Source organism: Brevibacterium sp. AGC70, assembly GCF_057334195.1.
Genome location: NZ_JBHFIH010000001.1, coordinates 67,035 through 81,454, shown reverse-complemented (window position 1 = coordinate 81,454; position 14,420 = coordinate 67,035). Strand labels below are relative to the sequence as shown.

Sequence of the window (14,420 nt, the reverse complement as noted above, 5' to 3'; positions counted from 1 at the left end):
TGAAGCCATGACGACTGAAGCTCCTCGCGCGCCGAAGATCAGACTGACGAACCTGGTGCCCGGCTACCTCGGCGATATCACTCCGGAAGAGTTTCTCGAGGGCATGGAGTTCACGGATCTCAACCTCGCTGAGGTGGATTCCTCCCAGGCTACATACCTGGACTGTTCACTGGCGAGGGTGAACTTCGGCGCATCTGAGGAGCCGGCGGATCTCACCGGTGCGCGTTTCTCAGGCTCGAAAATTGAAGACTCTCGTGCCGACACCTGGACGATGCCACGGGGAAGTTTCATCCACACCGAGATCTCTGGAACACGGATCGGCGCCGGAGTCTTCCATGACAGCGTGTGGGAGAAAACGACCGTCAACAACTGCCGCATCTCCTACCTCAACCTACGCGGCGCCAAACTCACCGACGTCGAATTTCGCGACTGCGTCATCGACGAGATCGACCTCGACCGAGCCAAGGTCAACCAAGTGTCATTCCCCGGCTCCACCGTCGGAGTGCTCCAGTGCGAAGGCTCAACATTGGGCAATGTCGACCTCCGGGGCCTACAACCGCACAAGATCTCCGGAGTCCACTCATTGCGCGGAGCCACCATTGATGAAACACAACTGATGCTCTTCGCCGAACTCTTCGCTCACGAACTCGGCATCACGGTCGAATGATCGGGCCATCATCGCTGGGGGACGGCCCGCGCAGTGTTGACGCAGGCCGACCGGCGAGTGCGATCAATACCGGGGCTTCCAACTGAGATTGGTCGAATGGTAGATGACGGGCTTACCCGTGGAAGGGTTTTTACCAAGCGCGAACTTGCAGATAGAACTCTTGACGACGGATCCACCATCCATTCTGATCTCGTGGATCTTCTTGTTTGTGGCTGCCAGGCACTTGCTCTTGGCACCGGGGACCGAGATGCCCCAACTGTAAGTTGGAGAGGCGGCCGCAGGAGCGGCAGTGAAAAGGGTTGCAGAAGTGGCAAGCGCGAGAGCCACGCCGGCTATTTTCGATCGGATGCGAGTCGTCATCATTTCTCCTGGGTGTCATAGTTGAGTTTCCAGTGGGCAATGACAACGCTACGTAGCCTCAACGCGAGGAGATTCGAATCGAGGTGCCTGGTCTGGGTGAACGGTGACGAGACTGCAACGCCCGTCGCCACTGCACACAGCGAGTCCGGATTAAAGAGCTCGTGACGAGATCTCATGCGGCCCAGGCTGACCAACTCGAGGATGGCACGCTCGGCTCGTCTCGCATCCGCTCGTTCTACGCTGGGGCAGTATTTCCCGTCGAGGCAACGGAGACAACTTCACTCAGCGTCTTGATGATCGTCGCCCAGCGCCGCGAGGTCAGCGGGAAAGTGCGGCCGGTTCAGCTGGACTCTGAAGTCAGACCTACTGTGCGTCCAGCGCCTGAGTCGCGCGGTCACCCAACTCATCGATGAGCACACGCTGGTTCTCCGAATAGTCAACGGGCACGACGACGAGGTGGACTCCACCGGCGGCGAAGGCCGACTCGAGGACATCGTGCATCTCGCTGACATTCTCCAGCCTGTGCCCGGTTGCACCATAGGATTCGGCATAGGCGACGAACTCCGGATTGCCGAACGTCAGGCCGTAGTCGGGCATGCCGTCCACCGCCTGCTTCCACCGGATCATGCCATAGGAGCTGTCTTCGAGGACGAGCACCACGAGGTCGAGACCGAGGCGGACAGCGGTCTCCATCTCCTGGCTGTTCATCATGAATCCGCCGTCGCCGACGACTGCCATGACCCGGCGATCCGGGTAGGTCAGTTTGGCGGCCATAGCAGAGGGGAGACCGGCACCCATCGTCGCCAACGCATTGTCGAGGAGGAGGGTGTTGGCCCGGGTGGTGCGGTAGTTGCGGGCGAACCAGATCTTATACATGCCGTTGTCCAACGCCACGATTCCATCGATGGGCATGACCGCGCGCACCTCGGCGACGATGCGCTGTGGGATGAAGCGATCATCCGTCGTGCCTTCTTCGATCTTTTCCAGAATTCCGGCCCGCATCGGCAGCAGCGCTCCGGCGTTGGGCACGTGACCGACGAGTTCCACAGCGAGTCGATCGAGGCTGGGGCCCAAGTCACCGATGGTTTCGACCTGCGGAAAGTAGACCTGCTCGACGACGGCTGCCCGGTAGCCGACGTGGACGACGGTCGGTCCGTTCTCGTCCATCGTGAACGGAGGCTTCTCGGTCGTATCGTGTCCGATGGTGACGATGACATCGGCCTTCTCGATCGCATCGTGGACATAGTCGCGGCTGGTCAGGGCCGCGGTGCCCATGTACAGATCGGACGAGCCGGACACGGAACCCTTGCCCATCTGAGTGGTGAAATAGGGGATGCGCACCCGAGAGACAAATCTCGACAGAGCCTCACTGCAGTCCGAGCGCGAGGCATCGGCGCCGAGCATGAGCAGCGGCCGCTCGGCATTCCGGATCACCTTGGCGGCGGCATCGATGGCATCGTCGCTGGCAGTCGCCCGTCCATTGGTGTGCGGTTGAACAAGGTCGCAGTGCTCCAGCGGCATCGCGGCTATGTCCTCGGGAAGCTCAAGGTGGACCGGGCCCGGCCGTTCGGACCGGGCGACGCGGAAGGCCTCCCGGACCATGGTGGGAACCATATTCGCCGAGGTGATCTGTCGGCTGTCCTTCGTCAGCGGCTTCATCGTCGCGACCGTATTCACGATCTGGAAGCGTGCCTGCTCTGCTGTGCGGATCCCCTTCTGCCCGGTGATCATGATCACCGGCATCCCGCCGAGGTGGGCGTACGCCGCGCCGGTCGCTAAGTTGAGCGCGCCGGGACCGAGCGTGGTCAGACACACTCCTGGCTTGCCGGTCAGGCGCCCATAGGTCGCTGCCATGAACGCGGCAGCCTGTTCGTGGCGGGTGAGGACGAATTCGATCGAGGACTGGCGCAGAGAATCGATGAAGTCGATATTCTCCTCACCGGGGATGCCGAAGATGCGCTCGACTCCCTCGTTCTCCAGGGCCTTGACCATGACATCGGAAGCTCGCTGAGTCGTCATTCTTCGACACTACATCTTCTGTTGACAGGTCTCGATGAGCCAGGTCACAGACCAGGACACGGACCGGATTCGGGTCGGACCACCTCGGCGAGGGTGGGAGGTTAAATCCCTATGGGACATCATCCGGACGGGTGGCCTGACACCGAATCACAGGCGATAGACTTGATCGCGGTAGACGAACGGTACCTACGCAGGCAGATGAAGGACATTGATGACTGACCAGCTCGACCCATTGGACGAGTCGGCCGTGAATGCGGCCGTTGACGCGGCACTGAGGGCATTCGCGGACGCACGCACCCTTGACGATCTCAAGGCCGCGAAGATCGAGTTCACGGGCGACAAGGCCCCGCTGGCGCTGGCCAACCGAGCCATCGGCGGACTCGACAAGGCCGATAAGGCCGCCGCCGGCAAGATCGTCGGCAAGTCCAGAGGTCAGGTCAAGAAGGCCCTCGACGCCCGTCAGGCCGAGCTCGAGGCCGAGCGCGACGCTGCCGTTCTCATCGAAGAGTCCATCGACGTCACGCTGCCCACAGACCGCAACCGCCTCGGCGCTCGCCATCCGCTGTCCCTCATCCAGGAACAGGCCGCTGACTACTTCATCGGCCTCGGTTGGGAAGTTGCCGAAGGCCCCGAGATCGAATCCGAGTGGCTCAACTTCGATTCCCTCAACTTCGGACCCGACCATCCTGCTCGCCAGATGCAGGACACCTTCTTCGTCGATCCTCCTGAGGCCGGCCTCGTCCTGCGCACCCACACCTCACCGGTTCAGTCCCGCTCACTCCTGCAGCGCGGTGTCCCGCTCTACATCGTGTGCCCGGGCAAGACCTTCCGCACCGACGAACTCGATGCCACTCACACGCCGGTCTTCCACCAGATCGAGGGCATCGCCATCGACAAGGGCCTGACCATGGCCAACCTGCAGGGCACCCTCGACGGCTTCGCCCGCGAGATGTTCGGCCCGGAGTCGAAGACCCGCCTGCGCCCCAGCTTCTTCCCGTTCACCGAACCGAGCGCGGAAATGGACTTCTGGTTCCCCAACAAGGTCGGCGGGCCCGGCTGGATCGAATGGGGCGGCTGCGGCATGGTCCACCCCAATGTGCTCAAGGCAGCGGGCATCGACCCCGAGGTCTACCAGGGCTTCGCCTTCGGTATGGGCATCGAGCGCACCCTGATGCTGCGCGAAGGAATCAACGATATGCATGACATGGTCGAGGGCGATGTGCGCTTCTCGGCACGTTTCGGAATGAAGGCTTGATATGCGCGTCCCACTGAACTGGCTGGCCGACTACGTCGATCTCCCGGCCAATACGGATCCCCATGCCCTGGCAGCGGAGTTCGCGTCGATCGGACTCGAGGAAGAGGACTTCTTCGGCCCCGAGATCACCGGGCCCCTCGTCGTCGGTCGCGTCCTTGAACTGACCAAGGAAGAGCACTCGAACGGCAAGACCGTCAACTGGTGCCGGGTCGACGTCGGACCTGAGCACAATGAAGAACTCGATGATCCGAAGGACCCGCAGCCCGGCGAGGAACGACCCAGTCGCGGCATCATCTGCGGAGCCCACAACTTCGTCGTCGGTGACCTCATCGTCGCCTGCCTGCCCGGAGCCGTCCTGCCCGGTGATTTCCAGATCGCTGCCCGCAAGACCTACGGACACAAGTCCGACGGCATGATCTGCTCGGCCAAGGAACTCGGCCTGGGCGAGGACCACGACGGCATCATCGTCCTGAAGAACCTCGGCCTGAGTGGCGAACCCGGTGACGATGCGATCGCCCTCCTCGGACTCGACCAGGTCACCCTTGACGTCAACGTCACCCCTGACCGCGGCTACCAGCTGTCGATGCGCGGCATCGCCCGCGAGTACGCGCAGATGAAGGGCCAGCCCTTCACCGACATCGGCAGCCCCACCGTCGCCGAGGTGAACGTACCCACTGATGACGGCTTTCATGTCGTCATCGAGGACTCCAATCCCATCGACGGCAACGTCGGCTGCGACCAGTTCACCGCCGTGCAGGTCACCGGCCTGGACACGAGCGCGACGACACCGTTCTGGATGCAGCGCCGTCTCATCGCCGCAGGCATGCGCCCCATCAGCCTCACCGTTGATGTCACGAACTACGTCATGCTCGAACTCGGCCAGCCCCTCCACGCCTATGACACGGCACTGTTGGGCGAGGAGATCGTCGTGCGCCGTGCGCAGGCGGGGGAGAAGTTCACGACCCTCGACGACGTCGAACGCACCCTGGATGCCGAGGACCTCCTCATCACCGACCGCGGTGGACAGGGTTCAGACAGCACCGGCGGCAAGATCATCGGCCTCGCCGGAGTCATGGGCGGAGCCGCGGTCGAGGTCAACGATGAGACCACCGCCGTCGTCATCGAATCCGCTCACTTCGACCCGATCTCGATCGCCAGGACCGCACGCAGGCACAAGTTGTCTTCCGAGGCCTCGCGGCGCTTCGAACGTGGAGTCGACCCGCTGCTCGGCCCCGTGGCTGCACGCCGCTGCGCTGACCTGCTCGTCGAACTCGCCGGCGGCAGACTCAGCCCGGCGACAACACAGGTCGGGCAGGCTCCCGAACCCACCGTCATCGAGCTTCCGGTCAAGCGCGTCGACTCCCTCGTCGGCGTCGACTACACGACCGCCGAGGTGACCGGGCTGCTCGAAGGTATCGGTGCAGTCATCGAGGTCATCGGCAAGGACCGTCTGGCCGTGACCGTGCCCTCCTGGCGCACGGACATCACCGCAGACGTCGACCTCATTGAGGAAGTCGCCCGCACCGGCGGCTACGACCGGATCCCATCGATCCAACCGGCCGCTCGCGCCGGACAGGGCATGACCGAAGCACAGCGCACGCGGCGCCGGATCTCTAATCTGCTCGCCGCCGACGGGTACACGGAGGTGCTGTCCTACCCGTTCACGTCCGATAAGCGTGATGATCAGCTGCGCCTTGAAGCCGACGATGTGCGCCGCAAGCACATCCGCTTGGCGAACCCGATGTCCGAGGACTTGCCACTGATGCGCACCAACCTGCTCTCGACCCTGGTCGAACTGGTGGCACGCAACTTCGGTCGTGGAGCCAAGGATGTCGCCTTGTTCGAGGCCGGGCTCGTCTCCACCTCGGCGGGACTGCCTACAGGTCCTGGGCCACGGCACCTGCCCGGCTACCACCCGACGGATGCGGAACTCGAGGAGGTCTACGCCTCGGTTCCCGCCCAGCCGTACCACTACGCGGGCATCATCTCCGGCAACGTCGAACTGCCCGGCGTCTGGGGCAAGGGCCGCAAGGCCGAGGCCACCGACGTCATCGACACCGTCCGCCGCATCGCCGGCGTCAACGGCATCGAGGTCAGTGTCGAAGCTGACCAGATCGCGCCCTGGCACCCAGGCCGTGCCGCGAAGTTCCTCCTTGCCGACGGTCAGGAACTCGGACATGCCGGTGAACTCCACCCGAAGGTGTGCGAGAACCTGGGCCTGCCGGCTCGGACCGTGGCCTTCGAGATCGATCTCGACGCACTCCTGGGACAGGAGGACCTGCGGACCTGGGACGGCGCACTGTCGACCTACCCGGTCTCCCGCCAGGACGTCGCCCTCATCGTCGACGCGAATCTGCCGACTCAGACGCTGGCTGCAACACTGCGTGAAGGTGCGGGGGAGGAACTTGAGCTTCTCGAGACCTTCGACCTTTACACCGGTGACCAGCTGCCCGAGGGCAAGAAGTCGCTGGCCTTCCGGCTGACCTTCCGGGCACCGGATCGTACGCTCAAGGCAGATGACGCTTCAGCGATGCGTGAGGCTGCGACCCAGCTGGCGGCTGAGCGTCACGGCGCTGAAGTCCGAAGCTGAGGACTGAACGCATGATGGCCCGGTCGGTTGCTTTGGTGTCCCGGCCGGGTACTGTCACATCCGAACCGAACATCACAGGAGTACGACCATGACCGAGAAGCTGCCTTACGGTACCAACCTGCCCACCAATACAGCGAAACCCGAGGCGACAGCAGTGCCGTCCGAGACGATCGCTGTCATCACTGGGGGAGTACGCGGCATCGGTCGGTACCTGTCCGAAGCATTCGCGAAGGCCGGCTACCACGTGGTCGTCACAGCCACCTCGGCGTCGAAGGCTGAGGCAGCGGCGGCGGAGATCGTCGACGCCACCGGGGGAGCGGTCACCGGGTTGGCGCTGCGCGCCGATGACATCGACTCGGTGTCGGCGTTGCACATTGCGGTTGCAGCGCTCGAATCTGAGAGTGGCCGCCGTATGCAGGTGCTCGTCAACAATGCCGGCCGCATCGAGTCCACCGAGGGCCCACTGTGGGAGGCAGACCCGGAGAGCATCAAAGGTGTCGTCGACGCCAACGTCCTTGGTGTCGCCCTCATGATCAACGCCTTCGCCCCGGTCCTCATCACCAACGCCGAGGCGACCGGTCGTCCTAGCCGCATCATCGACCTCAATTCGGGGTCAGGAGCAAAGGGCACTCCCGCCTACGCCGTGTATTCGGCATCGAAGGCCTCCCTGTTCCGTCTCGCCGATTCCGTCGTCCACTTCGGTCATAACAAGGGTCTCCGGATCTTCGAGATGGCACCTGGCGTCGTCGAGACCGAGATGACGAAGTCCATGCCCGTCCACGACTTCCGCGGCGAAGACGATTGGACCAGCCCGCAGCAGGTCACCGACTTGGCGCTAGCTTTGTCCTCTGGCACGCTTGATGCGTTCAGCGGGCGGTACGTGCGGGCAGGTGCTGACACCGAGGAATCGCTTCTCACCGAGGCGGCTGCTGGGTTCACAGAGTCCACACGACGTCTTGTCCTCGGCTGAGTTCCCAGGTTTTCGCAGAGCTCACGGACAGACTGAGACATCGGCAGAGCAGTGATACGCACACTTCTCATCGACAACTACGACTCGTTCACCTTTAACCTCTACCACTACCTCACTGAGGTCAACGGCTGCCCACCCGTCATCGTGTCCAATGACTGGAAGGACTGGAGCATCGGTGCCCTCGAGGAGTTCGACAATGTCGTAATTTCCCCAGGACCCGGGTCGCCGGACAAGTCCGACGACTTCGGGATCTGCGCCGAGGTGATTGACGATGCGAGAATTCCCATCCTCGGTATCTGTCTGGGGCACCAGGGGATCGCCCTGGCTCACGGTGGAACAGTCGCTCACGCGCCTACTCCACGGCACGGGCGGCTCTCGGAGATCCGGAATTTCGGCGTCGATCTCTTCTCGGGAATTCCGCCGACGTTCAATGCGGTGCGCTATCACTCGCTGGCCGTCACCGATGTTCCAGAGGAGCTGGAGGTGACTGCCTATTCCGACGACGGAGTCATCATGGGGTTGCGTCACCGCACTCTTCCGCAGTGGGGAGTCCAATTCCACCCCGAATCGATCTCCACCGAACATAGCCTTCAACTGCTGGGCAATTTCGCGCGATTGACCCGGGAGTGGGCAGGCGGAGAGACTGAAGCCTCGAACACTGGGACTTTGAACTCCGGGACTCCAAGCTCCGGCACACTTGACCGACCCGAGCCAGTCACAGTGGCGCTTCAGGTAGAAACTTTGGAGTTGACAGTGCCGGACGAGGCCATCTTCTCAGCGCTGTACGGAGACGAGGAAGAAGCCGTCTGGCTCGATGGCAATGACCCGAGCAGAAGGTCATCGAGGTTCAGCATCATGGGTGCGCCCACCGGAGCTAATGGCCGAGTCGCTACGGCAGATACATCCACCGGCACGATCCGCATTCGCCACACCGGACGTGCTCCGGTCGACCCGGCAGATGCGGAGACAACAGTCAGCAGCGGCCTCTTCGACTGGCTCGAGGCCGAGCTGAACACCATCGACGTTGAGGTTCCGGCACTTCCCTTCGACTTCCGCCTCGGCTGGGTCGGATACCTGGGATACGAGCTGAAGTCCGAGGTCGGTTCGCTCAACCAGCACCACTCAGACCTGCCAGACGCTACGCTGATGTTCCTCGACCGCGCTGTGGTCATCGATCACGAGGAGTCGAGAGTCTATCTGCTGGCACTCAAAGGGCTCGGTTTCTCACCGGCGGACGCCGAGGCCTGGTGCGCACAGACGAGGGCAGCGATCCAGGACCTGGCTACTGGCACCCCGTCGACTCCTCAGGGACTGACAGCCGGCACTGGAACCCGAATCGCTGTTCCCAACGCGACGTCTCTGGTGGCCCGGCACTCCCGCAGTGAGTACCGGGACAACATCGAGCGCGTGCTGGAGAAGATCACAGACGGGGAGACCTACGAAGTCTGCCTGACCAACATGCTCGAGGCCAGGATGGAGTTGGACACCGAGGCGGACACGCTGGGCATGTATCGTGCACTGCGCGCAGACAACCCCACCTCGTTCGGGGCCTATCTCAAGTCCAGAGAAGCCACCGTCCTCAGCACCTCGCCCGAACGGTTTGTGCGCATCACGGCCGATGGTCGCATCGAATCAAAGCCGATCAAGGGCACTCGGGCACGTGGTGCCACCGAAAGTGAGGATGATGCGATCCGAGACGAGCTCCTCCACTCAGAGAAGGATCGCTCGGAGAACCTCATGATCGTCGACCTTGTCCGCCACGACCTCGGAGCCACTGCCCAGCTCGGATCCGTATCCGTGGATGAACTGTTCGGCATCGAATCCTATGCCACCGTCCACCAGATGGTCAGCACGGTCAGTGCAGTCCTCGACCCCGAGAATTCCCCGGTGGCGTGTGTCCGAGCGGCCTTCCCACCGGGTTCGATGACCGGTGCGCCAAAGCTGCGGACGATGTCGATCATCGACGAACTCGAGACCGGGCCCCGCGGCGTCTACAGCGGTGGAATCGGATACTTTTCCCTCAACGGGGCCGTCGATCTCAGCGTCGCCATCAGAACCCTGGTCATTTCGGATGGCACCATCCGCTACGGGGTCGGTGGTGCAATCGTCGCCCTCTCCGACCTCGAGGACGAATATATTGAAACTGTAGCCAAAGCAGCTCCATTGCTGAAGTTGTTCGGTGATGCCGCATTTCCCGGAGCCGCTGAGGACATGCCGCTTGGGCAGGAAGGCAGTGAGACGACGCTTGAGGCCGAGGATTCCACCGCCGAGGGGAGCTCATGACATGACGATCTGGACTTGGGATGAGCAGCAACGAGAATTCATCGCAGGTGGTGCCGAGGGTGCACTTCGCCTTGCAGATTCCTGGCTCGTGGAGGCGGGCAGAGTCCGTGCGTTCGACCGGCATCGCCAGCGATTCAGCCAGGCCGCACTCGAGCTGGGGTGCGCTGATGCCGCCTCGGCGGACTTCTGGTCGGCACTCGGCGACCTCATTCCGCGTTCGGGGGAGTGGTTCCCCAGAGTAGAGGTCCTCGGTGGCTGCGAACCCGTCCTCGGGTTTCGGCTGAGACCAGCACCGCCTCGAACCGATGAACTCGATGTGTGGATCCCACCGTTCGCCGATCCGCGTCAATACCCGCGGACGAAGGGCCCGGACATTGCACGCCTCGGCGAGTTGAGGACGCGGGCGCGCGAGGAGCAGAAATGCGATGAGGTGCTGCTCGTCGACGAACACGGGTTCGCTGTCGAATCGGCAACCTCGAGCCTGCTGTGGTGGGAGGACGAGACGCTGTGCGTTCCGCACTCTGATTTGGCCCAACTACCGGGCGTGACCACTTCACTGATCCAAGACGAAGCCTGCAGGCGCAGCATCAGTGTTCAATATCGGCAGGTGCAACCGGACAGTCTGTTGGGACACGAGGTATGGCTCGTCAACGCTCTCCACGGAATCCGGCGCGTACACACCTTCTCCGGTTCAAACGATTCCATTGCCAGGCCTGCCCCAGAGCGGTTCTGGGAGTGGAAAGCTTGGCTGGAAGCGCAGGCAGAACCGTTCTGAGGACATGCTAGTTCGGCGGTAGCTACGCCGAACTTCCCAGCGTCACGGGCAAGTGACGTAGCCGTCGTGTCCCGCTTCGCCGAGTAGGTTGTCCACTTCGGTCACGACTAGGAGCTGCGGATCTACGAGATGGCACCCGTTCTGGAGACGGCAATGACGAAGTCCATGCCCATCTACGACTTACGCGGTAAAAGTAACTGGACAGCTCCGGAACAGGTCGCCGATCCGGCTCTGGCGTTGGCCTCCCGAAACCTCGACGCATTCATAGGTCGTTACGTGCCTGCAGGTGCCGATACCGAAGAATCATTGATCGCTGGGACGGCGGTTGCGTTGACGCGGCCCTCTGCCGTCTCATGCTCCGCTGAGTTTGTCGGTCGTCGCAGAGCTAGCTGGCGGACGATCGGGCTACAGTAAGATTGTGATCGTTAACTCATCGCAGTTTGTTAGTGATGGAGTTATTTTAATTGATTTGAGGCTTGTAATAGCAACGATAGCAGGAAGAGTCAGATAGTGAAAATAGCTCGGTTCGAAATATTGAACTACAAAGGCATTCGGAAAGCTGAAGCCACGAATTTATCAGAGCTGCCCTATGTAGTTTTCACTGGACGTAATGGGACCGGAAAAAGTCTAATATTTGAAGCAATCGCGGCTATTTGGGCAGGAGAAATCAATTTGCCCGATTTGGTTGGCCCCTATGCGAACTCGTTATCGATTGAAATTGCAGTGCAACTTTCTAGCCACGAATACGATCTTCTTGATAAATGGCTTTCTGAGACAGGCCAGGACCAGTCGGAACGGCAGAATGAACACGTGGTACGGGCAATCGCGACTTCAACTCAAGAGTCTGGGCGTTATGCTCAAATTGATCCTGTTATACAGGCACTCCAAAACCGGCATTTTGCTAGCCGATATTCATTTGCCAATATCGATCTACTTTCGGCACGTCGGCAGCCGACGCTTGAAGCTGATATCGGAATTGACCTCAACCTTCTAGATACTGCCCAGAGCGCGATGAATCGTCGGCAGATGATGCATGATGAGATTCGTTGGAAAAATGCGCAAGTGATGCCTGACGTTGGTTCCTATCTGGCTGCGTTGGACTACCGCGAGTACGTCAACTCCAAGTCGTCGGATCAGATTTCCGGTGAGTACAGCCGATTATGCGACACATTTTATCGGGCAACCGGGAAGAGTATTTCACGTCCCAGGTTTGATGAGCACACCGGGCGTCCTGTTATTACAGTCGAGCTTCCCTCCGGCGTAGAGCATGGCTTGTCCGACCTCTCTAATGGTGAACGCGAGATGATCGGCATGTTCTATTTTATCAGTCAACTATCGTCTAAGAATGGCGTTCTATTGTTAGACGAACCCGAAAAACATCTACACCCTTCTCTGCAATCCGCAGTACTGGAGGCGATCAGTTCACTTGCAAGTGAGGGGCAGGCCTTCATTGTGACCCACTCGCCAGTCATCGTGGCCACTGTTCCGCAAGACCGAATCGGTTCGGTGAAGGGGGCATGGGAGACGCTTCAAAACCAGCTTGAATGGGCCAGCGACTCCGAAAAGTGGTTCGAGCCCCTACTTGAGCTTGGCATTAGTCCGCGCGACTTGTTGCAGATAGAGGCACTGCTTATCGTCGAAGGCCCTAATGACGCCAAAAGACTTAAAGTACTGTTTCCTGAAGAATTGGCCAGGGTGAAGATAGTGGAGGCAGGGAGTCGCGAGCAGGTCCTTCGCGCTTCTGAAGCGCTGAGTCGGGTCGAAGTCGGAATTCCTCACCTGTGTGTTGTAGACCGGGACTACCTGTCTGACCGAGAGGTCATGAGGCTGGAAGGAAAAGGTGTATTTGTATGGAAAGCACGGATGATAGAAAACATTCTACTGAATTCATCTCTAATTTCTGCTGTTACGTATAAGAGCGCAGCCGAAATTGCAGTAATCATCCGCGCGGCGGCAGATAGATTTCGAGCTGAGGCTATTGGTGTCTTCGCAGAGCAGCGTGCCCTGACTCTGCCCAGTGAAAAATCGTTTGAGCATTCGAATGCAGTCTCCGACTATATGCAGAGGCAGATTAGCATCTGGGAAATGCGATTAAATAGATTCGAAGATATACGAGCCGAGGTTTCGAATGAAATCGACTCAAAGTGGAAAGACTTCTATCATTTGTACGTCGATGGAAAAAAGGTATTAAATGTTGTGAATGGAGAGATGCGCATTTATCGTACCGGAGAAGCGTTTATTGAAGTATTACTTCAAGCTTCCAGGGGCAGCTCTAAAGTCATGCCTAAGGAGTTTTTGCGCTTTAGGGATAAGCTATCGTCATTGTTTGTCGTGTCGGATGTTTCAGTGTCTGAAGGCCACGGTTCTGGCCTTGAGGGGTTGGATGAGGAAATTCGGAGTGTGATCGGAGGGCTACCTGGAGACAACGGGCTAAATGTGACAGATGACGCGATGGGCGGTGGATTTGTTTGCTGACCATCTGTTGACCGTGACGGCAATAAGTTGTTGTATGCTCGAACCTAATCTGAGAGAGCCAAAAGTGATACGGGGAAGTGTTTCGTACGTATACGTTTTAGATGGTTCGGTGATGACGGGTAGGTAGTGGGTGGAAGTCTCGAGCTAGAGTTGTTCGCTCATAGCGACTGCAGCAATAGCGTCTTGTTCGACCTTCGGTCGTTTGTATAGGCAACTTAGGGCGCTGGGATTTGTGCCCTGTGCTCTATCTGTGGCCAATCGCCCGCCAGCTCCTCCGCCATCATCCACTCGACAATCGCCGCAACATGCGCTTCAACCGAATCAATTGCCGGAAGGGGCGCGGCTCCAGCCGGCACCAGTAAGCCGATCTCCGTACACGACAGTGCCACGGCATCGGCGCCGCGAGCTTTGAGATCCTTCATGATCTCGACATATCGGGCGCGGGAGGCATCGGTGAAGATGCCCTGGGTGAGTTCGTCGAAGATGATCTGGTCGATCTCGATACAGGTCTCCTCGTCGGGGACGAGAGTGCGGATGCCCTGCGCTTCGAGCCGTTCGGTGTAGAAGCCGTCGAGCATCGTCCACTTAGTGCCGAGCACCGCCAGAGTCGAATGGCCCTGACGCTTGGCCACCGTCGCAATTGCATCGACGATGTGAATCAGGGGTGCACCGACTGCGGTCTCTACGGCAGGTGCGCATTTGTGCATGAGGTTCGTCGCGATCGCCACTGCCTCGGCTCCACCCTCGACGAGTCGCTGTGCCGTTGCGGCCAGGGAGGCATCCATACCCGCCCAATCCTCGGCGACCTGCATGTCGCGGATATCGGCGAAGTCGGTTGAGTCCAACAGGATCTGTGCAGAATGATGCCCGCCGAGACGCTCAGTCACAGCCGAGTTGATCTTCGTGTAGTACTCGATGCTCGAGTGCCAGCTCATTCCACCCAACAGTCCGATCCTGCGCATAGTTTGTCTCCTCGTCCTCGTGTATCAGTGCTTTCCCTCCAGTCTCGTCCGATCCAGGGACTCC

Annotated in this window: 9 protein-coding genes; 7 read left to right on the top strand and 2 right to left on the bottom strand. The window is 60.2% G+C overall.

Features of this window, described 5'->3' with window-relative positions:
• The first annotated feature begins 7 nt into the window (after positions 1–7).
• Positions 8–667: a pentapeptide repeat-containing protein gene (locus ACE03M_RS00310; RefSeq protein WP_485932074.1), complete on the top strand. Its 660-nt coding sequence runs from the start codon at positions 8–10 to the stop codon at positions 665–667.
• A 723-nt stretch (positions 668–1,390) separates the two neighbouring features.
• Here ACE03M_RS00310 and ACE03M_RS00305 read toward each other — a convergent pair.
• Positions 1,391–3,046: an acetolactate synthase large subunit gene (locus tag ACE03M_RS00305; protein ID WP_485932072.1), complete on the bottom strand. Its 1,656-nt coding sequence runs from the start codon at positions 3,044–3,046 to the stop codon at positions 1,391–1,393.
• A 211-nt stretch (positions 3,047–3,257) separates the two neighbouring features.
• On the opposite strand from ACE03M_RS00305, the gene pheS reads away from it, so the two are divergent.
• The 6 genes from pheS (at position 3,258) to ACE03M_RS00275 (ending at position 13,394) form a co-directional block, all read left to right on the top strand.
• Positions 3,258–4,301 (top strand): phenylalanine--tRNA ligase subunit alpha, encoded by a 1,044-nt coding sequence (gene pheS, locus ACE03M_RS00300; RefSeq protein ID WP_127363095.1) that lies wholly within the window; start codon positions 3,258–3,260, stop codon positions 4,299–4,301.
• Between the two features lies 1 nt (position 4,302).
• On the top strand, positions 4,303–6,891 hold the full coding sequence (gene pheT / locus ACE03M_RS00295; protein ID WP_485932069.1) for a phenylalanine--tRNA ligase subunit beta: 2,589 nt from the start codon (positions 4,303–4,305) through the stop codon (positions 6,889–6,891).
• Positions 6,892–6,979: 88 nt separating this feature from the next.
• Positions 6,980–7,861 (top strand): SDR family NAD(P)-dependent oxidoreductase, encoded by an 882-nt coding sequence (locus ACE03M_RS00290; protein ID WP_485932067.1) that lies wholly within the window; start codon positions 6,980–6,982, stop codon positions 7,859–7,861.
• Positions 7,862–7,912: 51 nt separating this feature from the next.
• Positions 7,913–10,144 carry an aminodeoxychorismate synthase component I gene (gene pabB / locus ACE03M_RS00285; RefSeq protein ID WP_485932066.1) on the top strand — a complete coding sequence of 744 codons (2,232 nt, stop codon included), beginning with the start codon at positions 7,913–7,915 and terminating at the stop codon, positions 10,142–10,144.
• Between the two features lies 1 nt (position 10,145).
• Positions 10,146–10,919 carry an aminotransferase class IV gene (locus tag ACE03M_RS00280; protein WP_485932065.1) on the top strand — a complete coding sequence of 258 codons (774 nt, stop codon included), beginning with the start codon at positions 10,146–10,148 and terminating at the stop codon, positions 10,917–10,919.
• A 510-nt stretch (positions 10,920–11,429) separates the two neighbouring features.
• On the top strand, positions 11,430–13,394 hold the full coding sequence (locus tag ACE03M_RS00275) for an ATP-dependent nuclease (RefSeq protein ID WP_485932063.1): 1,965 nt from the start codon (positions 11,430–11,432) through the stop codon (positions 13,392–13,394).
• 215 nt (positions 13,395–13,609) lie between these two features.
• On the opposite strand, the gene ACE03M_RS00270 is transcribed toward ACE03M_RS00275, so the two are convergent.
• Positions 13,610–14,356: an aspartate/glutamate racemase family protein gene (locus ACE03M_RS00270; protein WP_485932061.1), complete on the bottom strand. Its 747-nt coding sequence runs from the start codon at positions 14,354–14,356 to the stop codon at positions 13,610–13,612.
• Between the last annotated feature and the right edge of the window lie 64 nt (positions 14,357–14,420).